The sequence below is a fragment of the Microbacterium sp. NPDC055665 genome (assembly GCF_053618035.1).
On record NZ_JBSHGY010000001.1, the window covers coordinates 1,109,366 to 1,130,431 of the forward strand.

Sequence of the window (21,066 nt, forward strand, 5' to 3'; positions counted from 1 at the left end):
CCCCGAAGACAGAGAACCGGCCGACCGCTGAGATCAGCGACCGGCCGGTTCGAGGTTCTGCGAGCGTCAGAGCGCGAGGCGGTCCTGGACGACCTCTGCCAGACGTCCGGCGTAGGCGTGCACCGACTCCGCATCCGCGGCTTCGACCATGACGCGCACGAGCGGCTCGGTGCCGGACTTGCGCAGCAGCACACGACCGGACTCCCCCAGCTCGCTCTCGATGTCGCGCACCGCCTGCTGCACGACCTCGTCGTCGGCGACGCGATCCTTGTCGACGTCGCGCACGTTGATGAGCACCTGCGGGTACACCGTCATGATCGACGCGAGCTCGGCGATCGACTTCTTCTGTCGTGCCATCTCCGCCACCAGGTGGAGACCCGTGAGGATGCCGTCACCGGTGGTGGCGAACTCGCTCATGATGACGTGACCGGACTGCTCGCCGCCGAGCGCGTATCCGCCCTCGTTCATGTCTTCGAGCACGTAGCGGTCGCCGACGGCGGTCTGACGCACCGTGATGCCGTGCTCGCGCATCGCGACGTGCAGGCCGAGGTTGCTCATGACGGTCGCGACGAGCGTGTCGTCGGTGAGACTTCCGCGCTCCTTCATCGAGACCGCGAGGATCGCCATGATCTGGTCGCCGTCGATGTGGTTGCCCTCGGCGTCCACGGCCAGGCAGCGGTCGGCGTCGCCGTCGTGGGCGATGCCGATGTCGGCACCCAGACGCACGACGGCCTCGGCGAGGTTGTCGAGATGAGTCGAGCCGACGCCGTCATTGATGTTCCAGCCGTCGGGGTCGGCCCCGATGACGGTCACCTCGGCGCCCGCATCGCGGAACGTCTCGGGCGAGACGCCGGATGCCGCGCCGTGGGCGCAGTCGAGCACGACGTGGATGCCCTCGAGACGGTTCGGCAGCGAGCCGAGGAGGTGCACGACGTAGCGGTCCTCCGCGTCGGAGAAGCGGTCGACACGACCGACGCCGGCGCCGGTCGGGCGCAGCATCTCACCGGACATCGCCTCTTCGATGCGCTGCTCGACCTCATCGGGGAGCTTGCGGCCCCCACGGGCGAAGATCTTGATGCCGTTGTCGGGAGCGGCGTTGTGCGACGCCGAGATCATCACGCCGAAATCGGCGTCACGGTCGGCGACGAGGAACGCCAGAGCCGGGGTCGGGATGACACCGGCCTCGAGCACGTCGACCCCCGAGGAGGCGAGACCGGCCGAGACGGCCGACGTCAGGAAGTGTCCGGAGACCCGAGGGTCCCGGGCGACCACTGCGGTGAGTCGCTTGCCTTCGGCCTTGCGAGCCTCCGCAGTACGGCCCTGGCCCAGGACGACAGCAGTCGCCTGGGCCAGGGTGAGCGCCAGGTCGGCGGTGAGGATGCCATTGGCAAGTCCTCGCACGCCGTCCGTGCCAAAGATCGGCATCGGAGCAGTGGACCTTAACGCTTCGAGTACTGAGGCGCCTTACGGGCCTTCTTGAGTCCGGCCTTCTTGCGCTCCTTGACGCGAGCGTCGCGCGAGAGGAAGCCGGCCTTCTTCAGGGTCGGACGGTTGTTCTCCTCGTCGATGCCGTTCAGCGAACGAGCGATGCCGAGACGGAGCGCGCCGGCCTGACCCGAGGGGCCACCACCGGAGATGCGCGCGATGACGTCGTACGCACCCGCGAGGTTCAGCACCGTGAACGGGTCGTTGATCAGCTGCTGGTGCAGCTTGTTCGGGAAGTAGTCCTCGATCGTGCGGCCGTTGACCGTGATCGTGCCCGAGCCGGGGACGATGCGCACGCGGGCGATGGCCTGCTTGCGACGGCCGACAGCGGCACCCGGGACGCTGAGGACGGGGCGGGGAGCCGCCTCGACCACGTCGGTCTCGGGAGTCGACGTCGAGAAGTTCTGGGGGGTTTCGGTGGTGTCCTGGATGTCAGCCACGAGTATGTCCTTAAGTCTTTACGGCGCTTACTGGGCGACCTGGTCGAGGGTGTACGTCTGCGGCTGCTGCGCGGCGTGCGGGTGCTCGGCACCGACGTACACCTTGAGCTTGGTCAGCTGCTGGCGGCCGAGGCTGTTCTTGGGGAGCATGCCACGGATGGCCTTCTCCACAGCGCGGACCGGGTTCTTCTCGAGGAGCTCGGCGTAGGTGACCGACTTCAGGCCGCCCGGGTAACCCGAGTGGCGGTAGGCCAGCTTCTTCTGGAGCTTCTGACCGGTGAGCGCGACCTTGTCGGCGTTCACGATGATGACGAAGTCACCCGAGTCGATGTGGTTGGCGAAGGTCGGCTTGTGCTTGCCACGCAGGAGCGTAGCGGCGTGCGAAGCCAGACGGCCGAGAACGACGTCGGTGGCGTCGATGACGACCCAATCGCGCTGGACTTCGCCAGCCTTGGGGGTGTAAGTGCGCGTCACGATAGTGCTGCTTTCTTGTGTCGAACGGAGAAGTTCGTGAATCCCACTCCGGGGTGGTTCTTCCCGACAGGGAGGAACACGCCAGTGGAGGGCTCACGTTCGGACGATGCGCTCTCCCGCGGACGGGAAAGGCACCAAAGGGAAATCATACGCCACCGGGCGCGGATGCCCAAACCCACCCCCTCGGCTCGCTCCGGTCGCACTTTCTGCTGCTGTCGGCGGCTGAGAGCGGCAGCAAGTGCGACCGGAGCGGACGAGGGTCGAGTCAGTCGGGCTTGACCGTGACCAGGATCGGGCGGTGGTCGCTCGACCCCTGCGGCAGAGTCGTGATGCGCTCGATCTCGAAACCGGCCGAGGTCGCGAAGTCGTAGTGCCCGCGGAACACGCGGTAGCGGGTGTACGTGTGGTCGTCGCTGAGCGAGAGGGCGTAACCGTGGTCGCGCACCGCCTGACCGAGGTTCTCCTTGAAGATCGGGTAGTTGTAGTCGCCGACCATGAGCTGCGGCAACCCCTCACCGAGAGTCGCGAGCTCGCTGAGCGCCGCGCGGATCTGGTGCCGGCGCAGCGAGTTCAACGCCGTGAGCGGCGCCGCATGAAAGGAGGCCACGATGAAATCCTGCGCATCGTCGATGTCGCGCAGCCGCGCCCCCAGCACACGCTCGTGAGCGGGCTTCGCGATGCGGTCGTGCAGCGACTTCTTCAGCCCGAGGGTGCGGATCGACTGCAGGTGGTAGGTGCTCGATCGGTAGAACAGCGCGAGTCCGAGCCGGTTGCCCTGCGTCGCATCCGCCAGCACGAGGTCGCCGATCTCCGCGGGCAGCTCGGGCACGTCGCACTCCTGCAAACACAAAATGTCGGGGTCGTGCTCGCCGACGAGAGCCGCGAGTTCTCCGGCCGCGCGATGCTTCTGGAGGTTATAGGAGATGACCTTCATGACCGTTCCACGCTACTCGCCCAGGCTGTGGTCGGGCTCCGGATCGCGAAGACGGCTCACACCGTCACGACGCGCCCTCGTCTGCTCCGCTCGTGCCGACAGCAGCTCATCGGCGGGGTACCCGACCTCGGTGAGGATGAGCCCTCGGGCCGCCAGCACCTTGAACTCGCTGGTGCGCGTCAAGGCGTCGCGCAGCACCACGAGGTCCTCGACGTCGAGGCGCCCCTCCCCCACGGCCGCGCACGCGCCCACGAGCGCACGCACCATGCTGTGGCAGAACGCGTCGGCCTTGACCTCGGCGACGAGAACCCCTTCGGCGTCGCGCTCCCAGCGGTAGTCGAGCAGGGTGCGGATGGTCGTCGCCTCGTCGCGGGGCTTGCAGTACGCCGCGAAGTCGTGCAGTCCGATGAGGCTGCGCGCCGCGGCATCCATCGCCTGCTCGTCGAGACGCCCGCGGATGTTCGTCGTGTCGTGCCGTCGCAGCGGGTCGAATCCGGCCTGCGCATCGGCGAGACGGTAGCGGTAGCGCCGCCACACGGCCGAGAACCGGGCGTCGAAGCCTTCGGGAGCGATGGACGTCTTCGTGACGGTGACGTCGGAGTAGGCCCCGAGCACCCCGCGCATGCGACCGGCGATCGTCTCCGCAGGAGCCAGCGGCGCCCGTCCCTGCCTGGCCTCGATGCGCGCCCACTGTCTCTCGTCCAGGTCGACGTGCGCGACCTGACCGCTGGCATGCACGCCGGCGTCGGTGCGTCCGGCGACGACGAACTGCACGTCGGACCCCACGATCCGCGCGAGCGCCGCCTCGAGAGTGCCCTGCACCGTGCGAAGCGTCGGCTGCTTCGCCCACCCGCGGAAGTGGGTGCCGTCGTAGGCGATGTCGAGCCGGATGCGCACGGAGCAAGCCTAGGACACGTCCGCAGACGTGCCCGAGGCGACCTCAGATGCCGCCGTCGATCGAGCGGATCGTGACGGACGGCTCATCCGGCACCATCACCTGGGTCTCCCGGTTCAGGCTCTCGCCGCGGAAGAACCGCTTCGACCGCGGGAACAGGTACCAGACGAACATCAGCACCAGACCGAACGCGAGCGAGCCGACGCCGATCACGAACGTGCCGCCGATGCCGAACAGCACCGTGTACCCGTAGTCGACGTCCCACATGTCGATCGCCGACTGGATGAACGCCCAGGTCAGCATGAGCCCACCCAGCAGCGGGAAGAGCCCCTTGAAGAAGAACTCCCGCGGCGAGGCGGTCAGGTCCTTCCGGAAGTACCAGACGCACGCGAAACCGGTGATGGCGTAGTAGAAGGCGATCGCGAGCCCGAGCGACAGGATCGAGTCCTGCAGGATGTTGTCACTGATCAGCGTCATGCCGATGTAGTAGACCGAGGCGACCACGCCCATCACGATCGTCGAGAACGACGGGGTCTTGTAGGTCGGGTGCACATCCTTGAACTTCGCCGGCAGGGCGCGGTACACGCCCATCGCGAGCGTGCCGCGGGCGGTCGGCAGGATGGTGGTCTGCGTCGACGAGATCGCCGAGATGATCACCGACACGACCAGCACCCAGCCGAACGGCCCGAGCAGCCCGTCCTTGATGGCGAGGAAGAAGTCGTCGGCGTTCGCCTCGTTGCCCAGCCCCGTGCCGTCCTCGCCGAGCCCGGCGTACATCATGGCCGCGATGGTCACGGCGACGTAGGTGAACAGCAGGATGACCGTGGTCAGCAGCGCGGCGCGGCCGGGGATGCGCTTCGGGTCCTTGGTCTCCTCGTTCAGGGCGAGGCACGTGTCCCAGCCCCAGTAGATGAAGAGCGCGAGGAGGATGGCCTCGGTGAAGCCCGACCAGTCGGTGAACGCGAACGGGTTCATCCACTCCCACGAGAACGGCGTGGGATTCGGGGCGGTGCCGGCGAAGAACTGCCACAGCGCGGTCACCACGAAGATCGCGAGCGCGAGGTACTGGATGCCGAGGAGGATGTTCTGGATGCGCTCGCCGATCTCGACACCGCGCCAGCTGACCCAGGTCATCGCCGCGATGAAGAGCACGGCGACGACGACGACGCGCCAGTCGTTGTTCTCGAGGTCCTGTCCGATCAGCGACCAGAAGTAGACCGAGGCGATCTGCGCGAGGTTGGCGAGCACGACCATGCCCGCGACCGCGACGCCCCAGCCGCCCATCCACCCCACCCACGGACCGAACGCCTTGGTCCCCCAGGTGAAGGTGGTGCCGCAGTCGGGCACCGCGTTGTTGAGCTCTCGATACGCGAAGGCGATCAGGAGCATCGGGACGAAGGCGATGATGAAGGCGATCGGTGCCTGCGCACCGACGGCGAGCACCACGAAGCCGAGCGTCGCCACGAGCGAGTAGACCGGGGCCGTCGAGGCCAGACCGATGACGGTCGACCCCCAGAGTCCCAGCGTCCCCGCAGCCAGACCCTTGCCGTCGGGTCGTTCCAGATGAATCGGCGTCGTTGCTGCCATGTCAGAACAGTAGAGCCACCGCGGTTATCGCGTCAATGGTTTCTTTCGTCAACCGAATCCGCAGCCGACAGCACGATGGGCGACGGAATCCGCAGGTTCAGACCCTTCCGAGCATCCCGTCGGCATGGTCGGCGACCCATTCCATCAACGGCAGCATCCGCTCCATGAGATCGCGGCCCAGCGGGGTCAGGCTGTACTCGACATGCGGGGGCACCGTCGGGAGCGACTCCCGATGCACGAGACCGTCGTCGGCGAGGGTGCGCAGTGTGGAGGCGAGCATCTTCTCGCTGATGCCGTCGACCTCGCGGCGCAGCTCACCCCAGCGAAGCGTGCCGTCGGAGAGGCACGAGAGCACGAGCACGCCCCATTTGCTCATGATGTGGTCGAGTACGACCCGCGTGCCGCAGTTCTGATCGAAGACGAACGGCGTTGATTCCTTTATCTGCGCGAAACTAACCGTCATGTGGGTACCTTACTTCAAAGTGGGTACCGTCAGGGCGGAATGCGCGCTGCCCGTCGCGAGGTTGTCGAGGGTGTCACCTACGAAAGGACCCTCATGACCATCCTCGTCACCGGCGCGACCGGCAATCTCGGACGCCTCATCATCGCCAGCCTGCTCGAGCGCGGAGCCGACCCGCAGTCGATCGTCGCCGGGGCACGCGACACTGCCAAGGCGGCCGACCTCGGCGTCCGCGTCGTGCGTCTGGACTACACCGACCCCGCCTCGGTGGCCGCGGCCATCGAGGGTGTGGAAACCGTCGTGCTCGTGTCGGGGTCGGAGGTCGGGCAGCGCGTGGCCCAGCACCAGGCCGTCATCGACGCCGCGAAGGCCGCCGGGGTCACCAAGTTCGTCTACACCAGCGCGCCGAAGGCGACCACCAGCGACCTGGTCCTGGCGCCCGAGCACAAGGCGACGGAAGAGCTGATCGCCGCCGCGGGACTCCCCGCCGTGATCCTCCGCAACAACTGGTACACCGAGAACTACGCCGCCGACCTCGCTCGCGCCGCCGAGACCGGCGTGCTCACCGCCGGCACCGGTGACGGGCGGGTCGCCTCGGCCAGCCGCAAGGACTTCGCAGAGGCCGCGGCGGTCGTCGCACTCGAAGACGGACACGTCGGCGAGGTCTACGAGCTCGGCGGCGACGTCGCCTGGACCTACAGCGATCTCGCCTCGGCCTTCGCCGAAGTCACGGGGCGCGAGGTCACGTTCGTCCCGGTCTCGTTCGACGATCAGCTCGCGGCCCTCCGTGAAGCCGGTCTGGATGAGGGAACCGCCGGATTCGTCGCCGCTCTCGATGCCGGGATCCGCGATGGCGCCCTGGCCGAAACCGACGGAACGCTCGCGCACCTGATCGGACGCCCCACCACCCCGCTCGTGGAGGGACTGCGCACGGTCGGCTGATCGCCGTGCGCCCGGCGGGTGCCGCTCCCCTCACCCAGGAACGAGCGGCACCCGCCGCCTCACCCCGCGTGCGCCGCCTCGGCGGACTGCACGTGCACGACCGTCAGGGTGATGCTGTCCTGCCGGACCCCGCGCGCCTCGAGCACAGCCTCGATCGCGGCGTGCGCGGCGCGGATGGCCTCCCCCGACCTCGCGTCGGCGTCCACCCCGATCGACGACTCCACAGCGACGCCGTCGCCCACGGGAGCGACCGACACGAGCGGCTCGTCCTCCTGTCGCCCGCCGAGCGCCGCGGCGCCCGCACGGAGCAGGTTCGAGATGAGCGAGCCGGAGCGGTACATGCTGCGGACACCAGGAGTCGCCCGCACCGCTGCCTCGATCGCGGCGGCGAGCGCCGCACGCTCATCCGCCGCCGTCAGCTCTCCTGCGTCCATGACGACACCTCCCTGATGTCCCGGATCGCGATGTCGATCGCGACGACGTTCAACTCCGTGTGTGCGCGAAGGGCCCGATCGACCTCGACCCGGAGCCGATCCGCGATCACGGGGATCGGCTGTCCGTGCAGCGCACTGGCGTCGATCTCCACACGGATCGGAGCATCCGCGACGGTCACGTCACCGATGAGGCGGCAGCGCCCGATGAGCAGTCCCTGCACAGTGCTCTCGGTCGCGCGGATGAGTCCGCGCACCGCACCCTCGGTGATCCCGAGATCCGTCGACGGATCCGGGGCATCGAACGGGATGCGTCTGCCCGAGCGCGCGTCCATGGCGATGCCGCTGAGGATGCGGTCGACCCAGCTCGCATCGACCTCCGGTTCCGCTGCGGTCTCGGCGGCCATCAGCTCTGCACCCAGGCCGTGCAGTCGTTCGAGTGCGTCCAGCGCCAGCTGACATCCGGGCGACTCGTCGATCGAGCGGTCGGAGGGCTGTCGTCCCGCTTCGAGGTAGTCGGTGAGCTCGTCGAGCGTGTGCCCGTGGAGATCGCTCGGTTCCAGACCGAGACGGCGGACTTCGGGGACGTCTCTCTCGTCGGTCATCGCCACTCCTCCATCCGTACGATCATGTATTTCCGAGCCCGCGCGAGGAGTCCGCGCGCGGTCGAGACGGGGATGTCGAGCTCTTCCGCGATCTCCTCGTAGGAGTAGCCGCCGATCTCGCGCAGGACCCAGCATTCGCGCTGCGCGTCGGGCAGCTCCCGGAGCGCCGCACCGACCGCGGCGACTCCGGCGCGCACCTCGACCACCGTCGACGGCGAGGCGTGCAGCGGCGCGGGGCGGTCGATGGAGTCGATGTCCACGACCGGTCGCGTCGCGCGGATGCGATCCACCGCCTTGCGGCTCACGATCCGCATGAGCCAGCTCTTCACCTTCGACGGGTCGTCGAGCTCGCCGAACCGCTGCCATGCGGTGACGAAGGACTCCTGCACGATGTCATCGACATCGGCCGAGGCGTTCAGCATCCGCTGCGTGTACGCGCGCATCATCGGCGTGTATCTCCGCACGAGCACGGCGAACGCTTCGACATCGCCGTCCATCGCGCGCCCGGCGACGATGCCGTCGTCAGCGTGCTCGAGCGCTCTGCGAAAGCGTTCCTCTTCCATCTGTTCCCCACCCCTCGATCCGATCCCCCCAGGGGATTCGGAACGGACGCCTCACCGGATCGGATCCTCGCCGACCCACCTGGGAGTGATCGGGGAGAGACCCGTCCGGGTCCCTCCCCGCACCCGCTACTTCTTGAACGCATCCTTGACGTTCTCGGCCGTGTCGCGGATCTCGCCCTTGGCCTGCTCGGTCTTGCCCTCGGCGACGAGCTTGTCGTCGCCGGTGACCTTGCCGACGGCCTCCTTCGCCTTCCCGGCGACCTTCTCCGCAGCGGCCTTGATCTTGTCCTCAGCGCCCATGGCGTCTCCTTTCCTCAGCGCACCCGTTTGTCGGGTGCGTATCCGCACGCGCGTGGTCCGCGCGTGGCTCTGTATCGTCGCCACGACCGGCTACTGCACCCTGGTCGGCGAACGGAAACCCTCGCGCCAGCGCCGATCCGAGAGGTGCAGCAGGATCGGGATGCGGGACCCCAGCAGGTCGTCCCATTCGCCGATCGCCGCCTCGGCCGCCGCGACGACGGTCGCCAGTGGGGCCCCCGGACGCACGGTGACCGCCAGTTCGACCGCGCGCGTCGAGCCGACACGGTAGGTGCCGGTGCGTGCCGAGAGCACGTCGGGTCGCCGGATCAGCGGCTCGGTGAGGACGGCGTCGACCACGTTGCGGTCGACCGTCGTCCGCCCGGTGGCGGTGACGACGTCGAGCACGGTCTTCGAGCGTCCCCGTCGGCGGGAGCTCAGGAACACGACAAGCAGCACTGTCAGCACCACCGCGGCCGCCAGGGCGAGCAGCACCGGCATCGACACCGGGCCGATGCCCATTGCCTGCCACGTCCAGCCTTCGGCTGATTCCCACGCGGCGGCGACCTGGGTCGCCGGCCGCCGCAGCCACGCGGGCGGCTCCCCCGCGGCGAGCAGTCCGGCAGCGAGCGCGACGGCTCCCGCGGCCAGCAGTACCGCGCCCACGAGGAAGAGCACGCTGCGATTCACGAATCGGTTCGTCGCGTTCATGCGACCACTCCGTGCGCTTCGATGACGACGCGCGGGGTGGCCGAGAAGCCGAGCCCCGCGAGGATGTCGTTCGCCGCGTCCTCGGCGTCGGCTACCCGCACGAACACGCCGCTGGTCGGAGTGATGCGGACCTCGACCGTGCGCCGGCCCACGAACACGGCCACGCGACCGCGGTCGACCCCGGCGCGACGGGCGACCGCCGCGGTGATCGAGTCGGCGATCACGCCGTCGTCCACGAGCAGCGCGGTGCGCTCTGTGATGCGCGCGCGCCGCGCCCGGCGCCCGGGCAGCAGTGCGAGCGCGAGGAGCACGACGGCGAGGACTGTGAGCACCCCGCCGATGCCGAACAGCACCGCCGGCTGCTGCACCCCGACGGAGATCCCCTCGAGCCGTGACGCGGCCGCGTCACGGAAGCCACCGTCGACCAGCCACCACACGGCGCCCGCAAGCAGCGCGATCAGGAGCAGTGCGCCGATGGACGCCACCACCATCGCCGCGGCCGTGCGAGACGTGTACGTCTCGCGACGCAGGACGCGGCGATACGTCGTCTGTTCGTTCGTCATCGCACTCTCCTCTCGGTACTCCGCCGCACGCCCGAGTACCGGACGTCCACGGTGCCGACCTCACGGCCGGCCAGTTCTCGCATTCCGTCGATCAGACCGTTGCGGAGGCCCTCCCCGCCCTCGACCAGGTTCCTTCCGCTCGTCGACGCCGTGGCCACCGGCACGGTGACCGCGATCCGCAGCGCACCGTGCTCATCCGACAACTGCACCCCGACGTCGCGGACGGAGACCCGGGCGACGTCGTGCGCGATGCCGACGGCGAGCCGCTGCAACGCGCGGGCGGTGAAGGTCGTCGTCCCCACGACGATGCCCTCCTCCGCCCGCGATGAGCGGTCGACCGTCATGAGGAGGAGCGCCGGCCTCGGAAGACCGCGGCGAGCGCCCGCAGGTCGAGCCGACCGTCGATGATGCGACCGGCGACCGCGCCCACCAGCATCGCCAGGGCCACGAGCACGAAGGCCCAGAAGCCCAGGGTCAGCCAGGTCAACGCGAGAGCGGCCGCAGCCGCTGCTCCGATCACCGACGCGGTCACTGGACTCGCGTCTCCTGCGTGCCGTCGCCCTCGTCGTCGGAGGGGATGTGCACGTCGTTGACGGTCACGTTGACCTCGGCGACGTCCATGCCGACCAGTTCCACCATGGCGCGGTGGATGGCGGCGCGGACCTCATCCGCGACCTTCTGCAGGGAGACCGGGTACTCGGCGACGATCGTCACGTCGACCGCGACCTGCGTCTCGCCCACTTCGACGCTGATCCCCTGCGAGAGGTCGGTCGTGTTGAGCGCATCGCGGATCGCTCCCACCATGCGCGCGGCTCCCCCGCCGAGCGCGTAGACGCCGCTGACCTCGCGAGCAGCGATGCCGGCGATCTTCGCCACCACCGCATCCTCGATCGTGGTCTTCCCCGCGGCAGCCCCCAGCTGCGGTGCGACGATCTGGGTCTTGGGCTGAGTACTGCCGGTCACGTTCGCCATCTCGAGCTCCTTCATCCGTGTGTCCGTTCCCCGTGCGGAGTGCGGGTCGCCGTGCAGCGACACCACTAGGACGGATGCCGGGCGGAGAACGTCACAGATTCATCGGAACGTTTTCCGATCGCGCGGGAGAGCGCTCACAGTGCACTCCAAGGAACAGAGTGCAATATTGCACTCCATGAGCGACAGTGCAGATTCATTGCGGGAGCAGCGTAAGCGCGAGACGTCCCGCGCACTCACCGATGCCGCACGCCGACTGACTTCCGAGCACGGCTTCGCCGGTTTCACCATCGAAGAGCTGTGCGCCGAGGTGGGTGTGTCCCGACGCACCTTCTTCAACTACTTCGAGAGCAAGGAGAACGCGGTCTTCGGGTTCGCGACCATCGACTCGCGTCAGGAGGCCCTCGAGGAGGAGTTCGCCTCTCAGCACGGCGACCTGCTCGACGACTTCATCCAGCTGACCATCCGCCGCTTCGAGCTCTTCAACCCGGTCGAGGATGCTCCGGCGATGTTCGCCGTGATCGAGCAGGAGCCGCGTCTGCTCAAGGCCGCGTTCGAGCAGCTCGCGAAGAACGAACGCCGCGACATGGGGCTGATCGTCCGCCGCACCCCGGATGCCGCCGACGCCGAACTCCGCGCCGAGGTGATCGTGCACACCGTCGGCGCGCTCGTCCGGATGAGCATGGACCAGCTCCTGCACCACCACTCCACCGAGCCGTTCAGCGACCTCATCGCTCGACGCCTCGACCTCGCCCGCTCGCTCTACACACCGTCACAGAAAGACCACTGAATGTCCGCCACCGCCACGAAGGATGCGCCCTTCCTGCTCACGAAGCGCCGCATCTGGATCATCTTCAGCGCGCTCATCGCGGGCATGCTGCTCTCCAGCCTCGATCAGACCATCGTCTCCACCGCCATGCCGACCATCGTCGGGCAGCTCGGCGGCGTGGACCACCAGGTCTGGATCACCACCGCCTACCTGCTGGCCACGACCATCGTGATGCCGATCTACGGCAAGTTCGGTGACGTCCTCGGCCGACGCAACCTGTTCCTGGTCGCCATCGCCCTGTTCACGCTGGCTTCGGTCGGCTGCGCGTTCGCCACCGACTTCTGGATGTTCGTCGTCTTCCGTGCCCTGCAGGGCTTCGGGGGCGGCGGTCTGATGATCCTGTCGCAGGCGATCATCGCCGACATCGTGCCGGCCAACGAGCGCGGCAAGTACATGGGCCCGCTCGGCGCCGTGTTCGGCCTGTCCGCTGTCGCCGGTCCGCTCCTCGGCGGCTACTTCGTCGACCACCTGACCTGGCAGTGGGCGTTCTACATCAACATCCCCGTCGGCATCGCCGCGTTCATCATCGCGCTGGTCGCGCTGAAGCTGCCGAGCAAGAAGGCCGAGAAGCCGATCGACATCTTCGGTGTGATCTTCCTCTCCATCGCGACCACCTGCCTGATCTTCTTCACCGACTTCGGCGGCGACAAGGAGTTCGGCTGGGATTCGCTGGCCACCTGGGCCTGGGGCGCCGGCCTGATCGTCGCAGCCACGGCCTTCGTGATCACCGAATCGCGGGTCAAGGACCCGATCATCCCGCTCAGTCTCTTCCGCAACCCGATCTTCGTGAACGCGACTGCGATCGGGCTGGTGCTCGGAATCGGGATGTTCGCGGCGATCGGCTTCGTGCCGACGTTCCTGCAGATGTCGTCCGGCACCTCGGCGGCGGAATCCGGTCTGCTGATGATCCCGATGATGGTGGGCCTCATGGGCACGTCGATCTTCTCGGGCATCGCGATCTCCAAGACCGGCAAGTACAAGATCTATCCGATCCTCGGCACGATCATCACCGGCATCGCGATGGTCTCCATGACCACACTGTCGGCCTCGACACCGATCTGGCTGATCTGCACGTTCCTGTTCGTGTTCGGCGCCGGGCTCGGCCTCATCATGCAGGTCGTCGTCCTGGTCGTGCAGAACGCGGTTCCCGCGGGCGAGCTCGGCACGGCCACCAGCACGAACAACTACTTCCGCGAGGTGGGGGCGTCTCTCGGCACCGCCGTGTTCGGCACGATCTTCACCACGCGCCTGACCGAGAACCTCACCGGGGTCTTCGCCGGGGCTGGAGCCTCACCGGATGCCGCATCGCAGGCTGCGTCCACGATCGACCCGGCGACGTTGAGCACACTTCCCGACGAGGTGCGCGACGGCATCGTCACCGCCTACGCCGATGCTCTGGCGCCGGTGTTCTGGTACCTCGTGCCCTTCATCGTGCTCGCGCTCGTGCTGTCGCTGTTCCTGAAGCAGATCCCCCTGTCGGATCAGGCCGGACTCGTCGCCCGCGGCGAGGCGATCAGCGGCGAGGAGGCGGAACGGCTGGAAGCCGAGCAGCGCGGCATCGCCCGTCCGAACGATCTCGCTGCGATGGAGGCTGGACCGGCCGACACGGCTCCCACCCCGACCGTCCGCTGACGCCGCCGGCGCCCTCGCCTTCCGATGAAGGGTGAGGGCGCTGTGGTGTCAAGCCCCTCCCCTTCTGCCACGCCATCGGTCATTCTTCACCGTGGGGACAGGTAGGAGAATGATGGAGCACGACCCGGACCGCAGGTTCGCCCTGGTGCACGTCAGCGACACCGATTGGGCGATCCACGATCTGCACTACCCGGAGGGCGACCACCGCCGGGTGGTCTGCACGATCTTCGAGGACGCTCCGACGGAGTTCGAAGTCCTCTGGCGACGCGACCTCCCTCTCGCGCTGCGGTACTGCTCCGCCGAGGAGGTCCTCGACGCCGTCCGCCGGTTCCAGGACGCCTCACGGGCGACCCGCCCCATCCCCATCCCGCACCTGCCTCCGACGCGCAACCGGGGAGCGGGCCGAAGCGCTCCTCACTGACGCACCGAGACGCCCCGCTGGACGCGATGTACGGGTGTGCGCAAAACTGACGAGAACACGCCGGCCCTCCCCACCGCCTGGAGCCCCCATGTCCTCTCCCGCACCCACCCCCACGTTCTGGAAGAGCTTCTGGGAGAAGGGCGGCTGGTGGCGAGCGCTCCTCCTCACCGCCGCATACTTCATCCTCTTCCAGCTGCTCTCGCTGGCATTCACCCCGCTCGCGCTGAACATCGAGGAGCCGAGCAGCGCGGCGGGCATCGCCGTGTTCTATGTGCTCCCCGAACTCGTCGGAGCCGTCATCCTCGCCGCGTTCACCCTCTCGGTCGGGTGGTGGGCTGAGCTCTTCGGCCGGCAGCCGATCCGCGGCAGGGGCTGGATGTGGATCGCCATCGTGGTGGTGCTGCTGTTCAACGTCCTCCGCTTCGCGACGATCGACTACGGTCGCGCCGGTTTCGACGTCGTCGCGACCTGGCTCCTGGCGGGACTCCTCATCGGGTTCACCGAAGAGGTGCTCACGCGCGGTCTGGTGGTGAACCTGTTGCGGAAGGCCGGCTACCGCGAGGTCGTGGTGGCCGTGATCTCGGCCGCGCTGTTCGCGGGGCTGCACGCGGGCAACCTGCTCAGCGGGCAGAACCTCTTCGCGACCGGCTTCCAGCTGATCTACACCTTCGCCTTCGGCATCCTGATGTACCTCGCGCTCCGCGTCACCGGGACGATCATCGCGCCGATCCTGCTACACGCCAGCACCGACCCGAGCATCTTCCTGCAGACCGCATACCCCGCGGAGGGTGCGCTCACCGGCGTCGCCGGGTTCGGCAACATCGCCGTGATCATCGCCGGCTTCGTGCTGATCTTCTTCACCCGCGGACGCGTGGGAGAAGCACAGCCGGACTTCGCCGGGCAGCGCAAGTCTGCGTAACCGCCGCGCCGAACGGGTCGACGGTCTGCAGAAACGACAAAACCCCCGGGAAGCCGGGGGTTTTCGTCTGTAGCAGGAGCGGGGCTTGAACCCGCGACCTCACGATTATGAGTCGTGCGCTCTAACCAGCTGAGCTACCCTGCCGCGAGGCATCCGTCCGCGTGAGAAGAATGCTGCGAGCCCCGAGTCAGGATTGAACTGACGACCCCTTCCTTACCATGGAAGTGCTCTGCCACTGAGCTATCGGGGCGTGCTGCCCCTCGCGGGGCAACCGTACGAGAATACCATCACTGTGGCGTCCTCATGAAATCCGGGCCGGTCAGTAGGACGTCCGCCCGGCATTCTCGTTGAGCCACGGCATCGGATCGATGGTCGACCCATTGACGATGAGCTCGAAGTGCATGTGCGCGCCGTAGGAACGGCCCGTGTTTCCGGTCTTGCCGACGATCGTGCCGACCTTGACGGTCTCGCCGGCCTTGACCTGCAGCGAGCCGTACTGCATGTGCGAGTAGTGGCTCGTGATGACCGACCCATCGATGACGTGGTCGATGTAGACAGTCACGCCGTAGGCTCCGCCCTGCTCGGTCGCGATGCGGACGGTGCCGTCGGCGATCGCCTGGACCGGGGCGCCGTCGCCGGGGACGAAGTCGATGCCCTCGTGCAGGCGGCCGCTGCGCATGCCGTAGCCGTAGCTCATGCCGACTCCGACCAGGAAGGGCCACTGGATGGCCGCGTCGGGGTCATTCGTGAAGATCTCGCCCGAGTAGTTGATGCCCTGCTCGGCAGCGACCTGGACCAGCGAGATGGTGCTGAAGTCGTCGGACCGTGCGAGCGACTCGTTCTCGACGCCCGAGGGTGCGACGAAGGCCTGGATCTCGTCGTCGGCCGCCCCCTTCGCGTCGGAAGCGGCAGCCGAGACCAGCGAGGTGGCCGCGACCGAGGTTCCCTGAACCGCGGCGACAGCCTCGGCGGGAAGAGTCATGGAGACGGCAAGGAGTCCTGCGAGGCTCATCACACCGACGCTCGCGCCGACGGCCACGACCTTGCGGAAGTTGCGCGGGCGACGGGAGGCGACATGCGCGGACGCCTCGGGCTGGGCGGAATCGGCAGCAGACTTGTGCGCGGTGAACGCGGTGGCGGAAGAATCGGCCGTCGGGATCGACCCCGTGCGGAAAGCTCGTGATGCGCGCTCGAAGGCGTCGACGTCATCTTCGAGCGGCAGGTCACTCGCCGGCTCCGGCGTCAAGTCGGCCGGGGCAGCGTCGACCTCATCGCCGACGACGATCTCGATGATCTGCTCCGCCGTGTCGACGGCCGACGGCGTGGCAGGCACATCGGCGATGATCGGCTCGGGAGTCGCGGCGATGAAAGGCTCTACGGGAGATTCGACCACGACGTCGTCGGTGGCCGGTCTCTGGCGTGCGGCGCGACGCGAAAGCGGTGCGACGACAGCGAGGGCGACGGCGGCGGCTTCTGCGGCCACGCTGGGTGCCGTCGTTCCCGCCGCGGAGGCTTCGGGCGCCTCAATGCGGAGTCGGCTGGACCGGCGCGTGGGCGCAGAGGCAGCCTGGGGATTCTCGAAGGGCAAAGCGTTTCTCTCGGTCGTACGTAAAGCTCGGGAGGGCAAACTCACACTTTCGCCTTCGGGTGGCGAAAGTAACGATCGGGTAAACCCTACCCTGATCAGCCTGGGAATGCCATGAATCGATCAGTGTTTCGGGGCGAGGATCTCGAGCAGACGCGCGTGCACATCGCGGCCTCCCGCGACGAGCATCGGGCGCGGTGATCCGACATCGATTCTGGAGACGCGGCCTCCCGCCTCCGTGATCAGGAGCGCCCCGGCAGCATGGTCCCAGGGACGGAGCCCGCGCTCGAAGTACCCGTCGAGCCGCCCGGCGGCGACGTAGGCGAGGTCGAGCGCCGCAGCACCCATGCGTCGGAGATCGCGTGCCATCGGCATGACCCGCGCCACCGTGGCGAGGTCGCCGTCATGGGTGGCGGGGTCGTAGCCGAAACCGGTGCCGAGGAGCGCACCCGCGGGAGTCTCCTCGGTCACTGCGAGGCGACTTCCCTTCAACCATGCCCCGTGACCGCGAGCCGCCGTGAAGGTCTCGCCGAGAGCGGGCGCGTCGACGGCTGCTGCGAGCGCCACCCACGTCTCCGGATCGGGTTCGCCCTGCACGGCCGCGATGCTGACGTTGTACGCCGGGATGCCGTAGGCGTAGTTCACCGTGCCGTCGATCGGATCGACGACCCACGTGATCCCGCTCGCGCCCTGCTCGGCCCCCGACTCCTCGCCGAGGAAGCCGTCTTCGGGACGGGCGGCGCGCAGGCGCTCTCGGATGAGGGCCTCGACCTCGCGATCGGCATCGGTCACGATGTCGGCGAGCGTCGTCTTGGTCGCTGCGAGACGCACGCCCTCGGACCGACGGGTGCGGGCGAGCGCTCCGGCTTCCCGGGCGATCTCGGTCGCGAGCTCGCTGAGCTCTATCTCGAGCGTCACGGCGCGGGCTGCTGCGGTACGGGGGGCGGCGGGGGGAACGCCGGCGGTTCGCCCTGCTGCGGGGTCGGCGGCTGACCTCCGGCAGGAGCGGGAGGAACGAGGTGGCCACCCGGAGCCGCGGACGGTGCGGGCTGGGGCGGTGCGGGCTGCGGAGGTGCAGGCTCGGGCGGTGCGGGCTGGGGCGCAACCGGGAAGCTCGTGGTGGGCGCTGCAAGCTGCGGCTGCTGCGGCGTCGGGTAGCCGGTGTAGTAGGCGTTCCAGTCGGGCGAGGAGTCGGGAAGCGCCGGCAGCGGGGTGATCCCATCGGCATAGGTCGGCCACGACGGGGCCGCGGCCAGCGCCGGAACCGCCGAGACCTTCTTCTTCGGCGCGAACAGCGCATTGAGCAGCGGGATGAGCGTGGTTCCGACGGCGACGAGGATCGTCAGCGCGACGACGATCCTCCAGTACAGCTCGCCGTAGTGGAAGGTGTTCGGGAAGGCGAGGAAGAACACGAGCATGCCGACGAGTCCGACCAGGAACGTGACCGTGACGATGTAGATCACCCGCGTGAATGTCGTGACGTGCCGCTGAGCGGCCGGAGTGAACAGACGCACATGCAGGAGGGCGAGCTGAAGGATGCCGATCACGAGCAGCAGCTGGAAGAAGCGCTCCGCTCCGAAGAACACGCCTTCTTCGGGGAGCCAGATCTTGACGGCACCCACCAGCAGCGCCACGATCCAGCTCACCATGCTGGCCAGTTGCAGCCAGTCGGGGCGATTCGGTGCGAGGCCCGCCTCGAGGATCGCGATCCCTGCGAAAGCCGCCAGGAGCAGGATCGTGAGGAATGCCCTTCCGATCAGTCCGTCCTGGTCTCCCACGAGCACCCAGATGACGCACACGAGCGCTGCGGCGATCAGAGCACCGATGGCGATCCAGAGTGAACCTCGGATCAGCAGCGACATATTCTTCTTCTCACCCTGCGGCTGCGTGGTGATGTCCGGCTGGGACATGGCGATCCTCTCGTCGAGCGGCGATGCCTTCATCCTGCCACGCGCATCGCCACAGCCGACGGCCGGGCGCCGCACTGAGGAGAAGTCTTCGCAGAACGCCGATGCGGGGAGGAGAGGTCAGCCCGACTTCTTCCCGGATGCGGCGGCGAAGGCGGCAACCCGGGCCTGCGCATCCGGAGTCTCCAGGGCTGCGCCGATCGACCGCGCCTCTTCGGTCAGCTGCTCGACGAAAGAGCGTTCGGGCTGCGAGCGCACGAGCCGCTTCGCCTGCCCGTACGCGTCGGCCGCTCCGGCGAGCCAGAAGCGAGCGATCTCCTCACCGCGAGCGCGTACGGCATCGGCCTCGGCGGCCCCGTCCGCGCCCGTCACGGCCTCGGCGACGAGCCCCCACTCCACCGCCTCCGACGCCGACAGCAGCCGATCCTGGAGCACGAGCTGCAACGCGCGCCGCTGGCCCACGGCTCGGGCGAGCTGCGCCGAGACCGAGAGGTCGGGAGTCAGGCCGATGTTCGCGTACAGGCTGCCGAGCTTGGAACGCGAGCCCACGACCGCGTAGTCGCTGGAGAGCAGGATGCCGAGGCCTCCGCCGGCCGTGGTGCCGTGCGCGGCCGCGACCACGGGCACCGCGGACTCGGTGAGCGAACGGATACCGGCGTTGATCACCTCGGCGAGCGCGGTGATCTCCGCTCCGGATGCGCCCATCGTCGTGGCCATGTCGATGACGTCGCCGCCCGCGCAGAAGGCCGGGCCTGCCGCATCGATGAGGATCGCCTTCACGTCGGGCCGCGATGTCGCCTCGGCGGTCGCATCCTTCCACGCGTGCGCGAGGTCGGCGTTGAACGCGTTGAGTCGAGCAGGGCGGTTCAGCGTGAGCCGAGCCATACCCTCTTCGACGGCGAACAGGATGGCATCACTCATGGCTTCTCCTTCGAGCACAGGACGTGTGGTCCAGCGTAACCGCGATCAGCTCTGCTCCCAGACCCGCGAGACGAAGCTCTCCATCCGTCGCCGTGTGCCGTCGAGTCGGAAGTCGACCTGCCCGGGAGTCCTGATCTCGTTGGGCGCGAGCGGGTGCGCCAGACGCACGTTGTCGTGGCAGGAGAGGTCGGCGCACATGTACGTGCCGAACGAGTCCCCCCGTCGCCCCGCCTCGCCGGCGCGCCGTGCGGAGAGGAGCGCGATCTGGTTGCCCGGCTGCATGGTGTGGCAGATGTTGCACATGCCGGAGCGTCCGCGCCCCGGCTCGGTGGCGCGAAGCACGATGCCGACGACCCGGTCGCCGTGCGGGATCAGCACGTAGCCGCGGCGAGTGGCGCTCGGATCCTGCCAGGCGAAGAAGTCGAGGTAGTCCCAGTCGATGAGCACGAAGTCGTGCGGCATCTCCATGGTCCGCAGCTCATCGGCATCCGCATTGACGAACGATGCCCTGACGTCGGCCTCTGTGAGCGGTCGCATCACTCCAGTCTATGAACGCTCGACGCCCGACGGCGCCGTGACATCTTCTGCGCCCGCGTCCGACCGATCCCGGATGAGGAAACCGAAGCCGAACGCGATGAAGAACATGAGCACTCCGTAGACGGCTGCGGGGAGGCTCAGCTCCACGGAGCCGAGCACGGACTGCGCGATCACGATCGCGAGCGTCGCGTTGTGGATGCCGATCTCGAACGACGTGGCGATCGCCTGTCGCTTCCCCACCCGCAGCATCCGAGGGACCAGGAACCCGATGGCGAGGCTGATCAGACAGAACAGCACGGTGATGAGGGCGAGTTGCGTGAAGTTGGCCACCAGCAGCGTCCAGTTCGAGGCCACAGCGCCGGCGATCACGACGATCAGGATGATGACCGAGGCGATGCGCACCGGCTTGTCCATGCCCGTGGCGAACTTCGGCCAGAAGCGCCGCACGAGCATGCCCAGTGCCACCGGCAGCAGCACGATCGCGAAGACCTCGAGCGCCTTCGACCACTGCAGTCCGAGTCGATCGTCGAACGGCTGGAAGTAGGCGATGGCGAAGTTGGTGATGATCGGAAGCGTGATCACCGCGATGACCGAGTTGACCGCAGTGAGCGAGATGTTCAGCGCGATGTCCCCGCGGAACAGGTGGCTGTAGAGGTTGGCGGTGGTTCCGCCGGGAGATGCGGCCAGCATCATCATGCCGACTGCGAGGATCGGCGGGAGCTGGAACGCCAGCACGAGTCCGAAGCAGATCGCCGGCAGCACGACCAGCTGGCAGAGCAGTGCGATGATCACCGCCTTCGGCTGCTTCAGGACCCTCGCGAAGTCGGCGAGGGTGAGGCTGAGCCCGAGGCCCAGCATGATGATGCCCAGAGCGACGGGCAGTCCGATGGTGGTCAACGCTGATCCCATGGGACTCAGTGTGACGGATGGAGGGCCTCGGTGTCACCCGTTATCGCGTC

At 68.0% G+C, this 21,066-nt stretch carries 27 protein-coding genes and 2 tRNA genes; 5 read left to right on the plus strand and 24 right to left on the minus strand.

Annotation, left to right across the window (positions count from 1 at the left end; translation table 11 throughout):
- Nucleotides 1-66: 66 nt before the first annotated feature.
- The 7 genes from glmM to ACWGO6_RS05315 form a co-directional block, all read right to left on the minus strand.
- On the minus strand, nucleotides 67-1,425 hold the full coding sequence (gene glmM / locus ACWGO6_RS05285; RefSeq protein WP_452326052.1) for a phosphoglucosamine mutase: 1,359 nt from the start codon (nucleotides 1,423-1,425) through the stop codon (nucleotides 67-69).
- 14 nt (nucleotides 1,426-1,439) lie between these two features.
- On the minus strand, nucleotides 1,440-1,925 hold the full coding sequence (gene rpsI, locus ACWGO6_RS05290) for a 30S ribosomal protein S9 (RefSeq protein ID WP_017828210.1): 486 nt from the start codon (nucleotides 1,923-1,925) through the stop codon (nucleotides 1,440-1,442).
- A 27-nt stretch (nucleotides 1,926-1,952) separates the two neighbouring features.
- Nucleotides 1,953-2,399 carry a 50S ribosomal protein L13 gene (gene rplM, locus ACWGO6_RS05295; RefSeq protein WP_029261158.1) on the minus strand — a complete coding sequence of 149 codons (447 nt, stop codon included), beginning with the start codon at nucleotides 2,397-2,399 and terminating at the stop codon, nucleotides 1,953-1,955.
- A gap of 265 nt (nucleotides 2,400-2,664) precedes the next feature.
- A complete protein-coding gene (locus ACWGO6_RS05300; protein WP_136042854.1) occupies nucleotides 2,665-3,333 on the minus strand; it encodes an endonuclease/exonuclease/phosphatase family protein in 669 nt (222 codons plus the stop codon).
- 12 nt (nucleotides 3,334-3,345) lie between these two features.
- A complete protein-coding gene (truA, locus tag ACWGO6_RS05305; protein WP_452326053.1) occupies nucleotides 3,346-4,230 on the minus strand; it encodes a tRNA pseudouridine(38-40) synthase TruA in 885 nt (294 codons plus the stop codon).
- 43 nt (nucleotides 4,231-4,273) lie between these two features.
- Entirely contained in the window at nucleotides 4,274-5,815 is a 1,542-nt protein-coding gene (locus ACWGO6_RS05310; RefSeq protein ID WP_452326054.1) for an APC family permease, read from the minus strand.
- Between the two features lie 97 nt (nucleotides 5,816-5,912).
- On the minus strand, nucleotides 5,913-6,278 hold the full coding sequence (locus tag ACWGO6_RS05315) for a winged helix-turn-helix transcriptional regulator (protein ID WP_136042857.1): 366 nt from the start codon (nucleotides 6,276-6,278) through the stop codon (nucleotides 5,913-5,915).
- A gap of 93 nt (nucleotides 6,279-6,371) precedes the next feature.
- Between ACWGO6_RS05315 and ACWGO6_RS05320 the strand changes: the two genes are divergently transcribed.
- A complete protein-coding gene (locus ACWGO6_RS05320) occupies nucleotides 6,372-7,217 on the plus strand; it encodes an SDR family oxidoreductase (RefSeq protein ID WP_452326055.1) in 846 nt (281 codons plus the stop codon).
- Between the two features lie 59 nt (nucleotides 7,218-7,276).
- Here ACWGO6_RS05320 and ACWGO6_RS05325 read toward each other — a convergent pair whose 3' ends face one another.
- From ACWGO6_RS05325 to ACWGO6_RS05365, 9 genes are all read right to left on the minus strand, one after another.
- The gene (locus ACWGO6_RS05325; RefSeq protein WP_452326056.1) at nucleotides 7,277-7,651 is read right to left on the minus strand and encodes a hypothetical protein; all 375 of its coding nucleotides are present in this window, start codon (nucleotides 7,649-7,651) and stop codon (nucleotides 7,277-7,279) included.
- Nucleotides 7,633-8,253 carry a hypothetical protein gene (locus tag ACWGO6_RS05330; RefSeq protein WP_452326057.1) on the minus strand — a complete coding sequence of 207 codons (621 nt, stop codon included), beginning with the start codon at nucleotides 8,251-8,253 and terminating at the stop codon, nucleotides 7,633-7,635. Before ACWGO6_RS05330 ends, ACWGO6_RS05325 begins: the two co-directional genes overlap by 19 nt.
- Complete coding sequence (locus tag ACWGO6_RS05335) at nucleotides 8,250-8,816, minus strand: RNA polymerase sigma factor (protein ID WP_452326058.1); 567 nt, start codon at nucleotides 8,814-8,816, stop codon at nucleotides 8,250-8,252. The genes ACWGO6_RS05330 and ACWGO6_RS05335 overlap by 4 nt, the downstream gene beginning before the upstream one ends.
- 126 nt (nucleotides 8,817-8,942) lie before the next feature.
- The gene (locus ACWGO6_RS05340) at nucleotides 8,943-9,116 is read right to left on the minus strand and encodes a CsbD family protein (protein WP_136042862.1); all 174 of its coding nucleotides are present in this window, start codon (nucleotides 9,114-9,116) and stop codon (nucleotides 8,943-8,945) included.
- A gap of 90 nt (nucleotides 9,117-9,206) precedes the next feature.
- Nucleotides 9,207-9,824, minus strand: a complete 618-nt coding sequence (locus tag ACWGO6_RS05345) for a hypothetical protein (RefSeq protein WP_452326059.1) — start codon at nucleotides 9,822-9,824, stop codon at nucleotides 9,207-9,209.
- A complete protein-coding gene (locus ACWGO6_RS05350; protein ID WP_452326060.1) occupies nucleotides 9,821-10,387 on the minus strand; it encodes a hypothetical protein in 567 nt (188 codons plus the stop codon). Before ACWGO6_RS05350 ends, ACWGO6_RS05345 begins: the two co-directional genes overlap by 4 nt.
- Nucleotides 10,384-10,731, minus strand: a complete 348-nt coding sequence (locus tag ACWGO6_RS05355; RefSeq protein WP_452326061.1) for a hypothetical protein — start codon at nucleotides 10,729-10,731, stop codon at nucleotides 10,384-10,386. Before ACWGO6_RS05355 ends, ACWGO6_RS05350 begins: the two co-directional genes overlap by 4 nt.
- Nucleotides 10,728-10,919 (minus strand): DUF2273 domain-containing protein, encoded by a 192-nt coding sequence (locus tag ACWGO6_RS05360; protein WP_452326062.1) that lies wholly within the window; start codon nucleotides 10,917-10,919, stop codon nucleotides 10,728-10,730. Before ACWGO6_RS05360 ends, ACWGO6_RS05355 begins: the two co-directional genes overlap by 4 nt.
- On the minus strand, nucleotides 10,916-11,359 hold the full coding sequence (locus ACWGO6_RS05365) for an Asp23/Gls24 family envelope stress response protein (RefSeq protein WP_240745128.1): 444 nt from the start codon (nucleotides 11,357-11,359) through the stop codon (nucleotides 10,916-10,918). The genes ACWGO6_RS05360 and ACWGO6_RS05365 overlap by 4 nt, the downstream gene beginning before the upstream one ends.
- 175 nt (nucleotides 11,360-11,534) lie before the next feature.
- Here ACWGO6_RS05365 and ACWGO6_RS05370 point away from each other — a divergent pair, with 175 nt between their 5' ends.
- The 4 genes from ACWGO6_RS05370 to ACWGO6_RS05385 all read left to right on the plus strand — a co-directional run bounded on the left by ACWGO6_RS05370 (nucleotide 11,535) and on the right by ACWGO6_RS05385 (nucleotide 15,157).
- The gene (locus tag ACWGO6_RS05370) at nucleotides 11,535-12,146 is read left to right on the plus strand and encodes a TetR/AcrR family transcriptional regulator (RefSeq protein ID WP_452326063.1); all 612 of its coding nucleotides are present in this window, start codon (nucleotides 11,535-11,537) and stop codon (nucleotides 12,144-12,146) included.
- Complete coding sequence (locus ACWGO6_RS05375) at nucleotides 12,147-13,817, plus strand: MDR family MFS transporter (RefSeq protein WP_452326064.1); 1,671 nt, start codon at nucleotides 12,147-12,149, stop codon at nucleotides 13,815-13,817.
- Nucleotides 13,818-13,926: 109 nt separating this feature from the next.
- Complete coding sequence (locus ACWGO6_RS05380) at nucleotides 13,927-14,238, plus strand: hypothetical protein (protein WP_452326065.1); 312 nt, start codon at nucleotides 13,927-13,929, stop codon at nucleotides 14,236-14,238.
- Between the two features lie 88 nt (nucleotides 14,239-14,326).
- Nucleotides 14,327-15,157, plus strand: coding sequence for a CPBP family intramembrane glutamic endopeptidase (locus tag ACWGO6_RS05385; protein ID WP_452326066.1), 831 nt, complete (start codon nucleotides 14,327-14,329; stop codon nucleotides 15,155-15,157).
- Between the two features lie 70 nt (nucleotides 15,158-15,227).
- Here ACWGO6_RS05385 and ACWGO6_RS05390 read toward each other — a convergent pair.
- The 8 genes from ACWGO6_RS05390 to ACWGO6_RS05425 form a co-directional block, all read right to left on the minus strand.
- Nucleotides 15,228-15,301 (minus strand) — tRNA-Met (locus tag ACWGO6_RS05390).
- 34 nt (nucleotides 15,302-15,335) lie between these two features.
- A tRNA-Thr gene (locus ACWGO6_RS05395) sits at nucleotides 15,336-15,407 on the minus strand.
- Between the two features lie 69 nt (nucleotides 15,408-15,476).
- Complete coding sequence (locus ACWGO6_RS05400) at nucleotides 15,477-16,640, minus strand: peptidoglycan DD-metalloendopeptidase family protein (RefSeq protein WP_452326067.1); 1,164 nt, start codon at nucleotides 16,638-16,640, stop codon at nucleotides 15,477-15,479.
- Nucleotides 16,641-16,865: 225 nt separating this feature from the next.
- Nucleotides 16,866-17,660 (minus strand): inositol monophosphatase family protein, encoded by a 795-nt coding sequence (locus tag ACWGO6_RS05405; protein ID WP_376103607.1) that lies wholly within the window; start codon nucleotides 17,658-17,660, stop codon nucleotides 16,866-16,868.
- Nucleotides 17,657-18,652, minus strand: coding sequence for a hypothetical protein (locus ACWGO6_RS05410; protein WP_452326068.1), 996 nt, complete (start codon nucleotides 18,650-18,652; stop codon nucleotides 17,657-17,659). Before ACWGO6_RS05410 ends, ACWGO6_RS05405 begins: the two co-directional genes overlap by 4 nt.
- A 117-nt stretch (nucleotides 18,653-18,769) precedes the next feature.
- On the minus strand, nucleotides 18,770-19,570 hold the full coding sequence (locus ACWGO6_RS05415) for an enoyl-CoA hydratase/isomerase family protein (RefSeq protein ID WP_452326069.1): 801 nt from the start codon (nucleotides 19,568-19,570) through the stop codon (nucleotides 18,770-18,772).
- Nucleotides 19,571-19,615: 45 nt separating this feature from the next.
- A complete protein-coding gene (locus ACWGO6_RS05420; protein ID WP_136042910.1) occupies nucleotides 19,616-20,107 on the minus strand; it encodes an FBP domain-containing protein in 492 nt (163 codons plus the stop codon).
- A gap of 9 nt (nucleotides 20,108-20,116) precedes the next feature.
- Nucleotides 20,117-21,016, minus strand: coding sequence for a bile acid:sodium symporter family protein (locus tag ACWGO6_RS05425; RefSeq protein ID WP_136042911.1), 900 nt, complete (start codon nucleotides 21,014-21,016; stop codon nucleotides 20,117-20,119).
- Nucleotides 21,017-21,066: the final 50 nt, after the last annotated feature.

What these genes read in the sequence shown, in the direction of transcription:
- ACWGO6_RS05410 (WP_452326068.1), bottom strand. Translation starts at nt 18,652, where the DNA reads ATGTCCCAGCCGGACATCACCACGCAGCCGCAGGGTGAGAAGAAGAAT.
- ACWGO6_RS05365 (WP_240745128.1), bottom strand. Translation starts at nt 11,359, where the DNA reads ATGGCGAACGTGACCGGCAGTACTCAGCCCAAGACCCAGATCGTCGCA.
- ACWGO6_RS05350 (WP_452326060.1), bottom strand. Translation starts at nt 10,387, where the DNA reads ATGACGAACGAACAGACGACGTATCGCCGCGTCCTGCGTCGCGAGACG.
- ACWGO6_RS05385 (WP_452326066.1), top strand. Translation starts at nt 14,327, where the DNA reads ATGTCCTCTCCCGCACCCACCCCCACGTTCTGGAAGAGCTTCTGGGAG.
- ACWGO6_RS05425 (WP_136042911.1), bottom strand. Translation starts at nt 21,016, where the DNA reads ATGGGATCAGCGTTGACCACCATCGGACTGCCCGTCGCTCTGGGCATC.
- ACWGO6_RS05310 (WP_452326054.1), bottom strand. Translation starts at nt 5,815, where the DNA reads ATGGCAGCAACGACGCCGATTCATCTGGAACGACCCGACGGCAAGGGT.
- ACWGO6_RS05320 (WP_452326055.1), top strand. Translation starts at nt 6,372, where the DNA reads ATGACCATCCTCGTCACCGGCGCGACCGGCAATCTCGGACGCCTCATC.
- ACWGO6_RS05370 (WP_452326063.1), top strand. Translation starts at nt 11,535, where the DNA reads ATGAGCGACAGTGCAGATTCATTGCGGGAGCAGCGTAAGCGCGAGACG.
- ACWGO6_RS05335 (WP_452326058.1), bottom strand. Translation starts at nt 8,816, where the DNA reads ATGGAAGAGGAACGCTTTCGCAGAGCGCTCGAGCACGCTGACGACGGC.
- ACWGO6_RS05340 (WP_136042862.1), bottom strand. Translation starts at nt 9,116, where the DNA reads ATGGGCGCTGAGGACAAGATCAAGGCCGCTGCGGAGAAGGTCGCCGGG.
- ACWGO6_RS05380 (WP_452326065.1), top strand. Translation starts at nt 13,927, where the DNA reads ATGATGGAGCACGACCCGGACCGCAGGTTCGCCCTGGTGCACGTCAGC.
- ACWGO6_RS05325 (WP_452326056.1), bottom strand. Translation starts at nt 7,651, where the DNA reads ATGGACGCAGGAGAGCTGACGGCGGCGGATGAGCGTGCGGCGCTCGCC.
- ACWGO6_RS05420 (WP_136042910.1), bottom strand. Translation starts at nt 20,107, where the DNA reads ATGCGACCGCTCACAGAGGCCGACGTCAGGGCATCGTTCGTCAATGCG.
- ACWGO6_RS05345 (WP_452326059.1), bottom strand. Translation starts at nt 9,824, where the DNA reads ATGAACGCGACGAACCGATTCGTGAATCGCAGCGTGCTCTTCCTCGTG.
- ACWGO6_RS05300 (WP_136042854.1), bottom strand. Translation starts at nt 3,333, where the DNA reads ATGAAGGTCATCTCCTATAACCTCCAGAAGCATCGCGCGGCCGGAGAA.
- ACWGO6_RS05375 (WP_452326064.1), top strand. Translation starts at nt 12,147, where the DNA reads ATGTCCGCCACCGCCACGAAGGATGCGCCCTTCCTGCTCACGAAGCGC.
- ACWGO6_RS05415 (WP_452326069.1), bottom strand. Translation starts at nt 19,570, where the DNA reads ATGAGTGATGCCATCCTGTTCGCCGTCGAAGAGGGTATGGCTCGGCTC.
- ACWGO6_RS05315 (WP_136042857.1), bottom strand. Translation starts at nt 6,278, where the DNA reads ATGACGGTTAGTTTCGCGCAGATAAAGGAATCAACGCCGTTCGTCTTC.
- ACWGO6_RS05355 (WP_452326061.1), bottom strand. Translation starts at nt 10,731, where the DNA reads ATGACGGTCGACCGCTCATCGCGGGCGGAGGAGGGCATCGTCGTGGGG.
- ACWGO6_RS05330 (WP_452326057.1), bottom strand. Translation starts at nt 8,253, where the DNA reads ATGACCGACGAGAGAGACGTCCCCGAAGTCCGCCGTCTCGGTCTGGAA.
- glmM (WP_452326052.1), bottom strand. Translation starts at nt 1,425, where the DNA reads ATGCCGATCTTTGGCACGGACGGCGTGCGAGGACTTGCCAATGGCATC.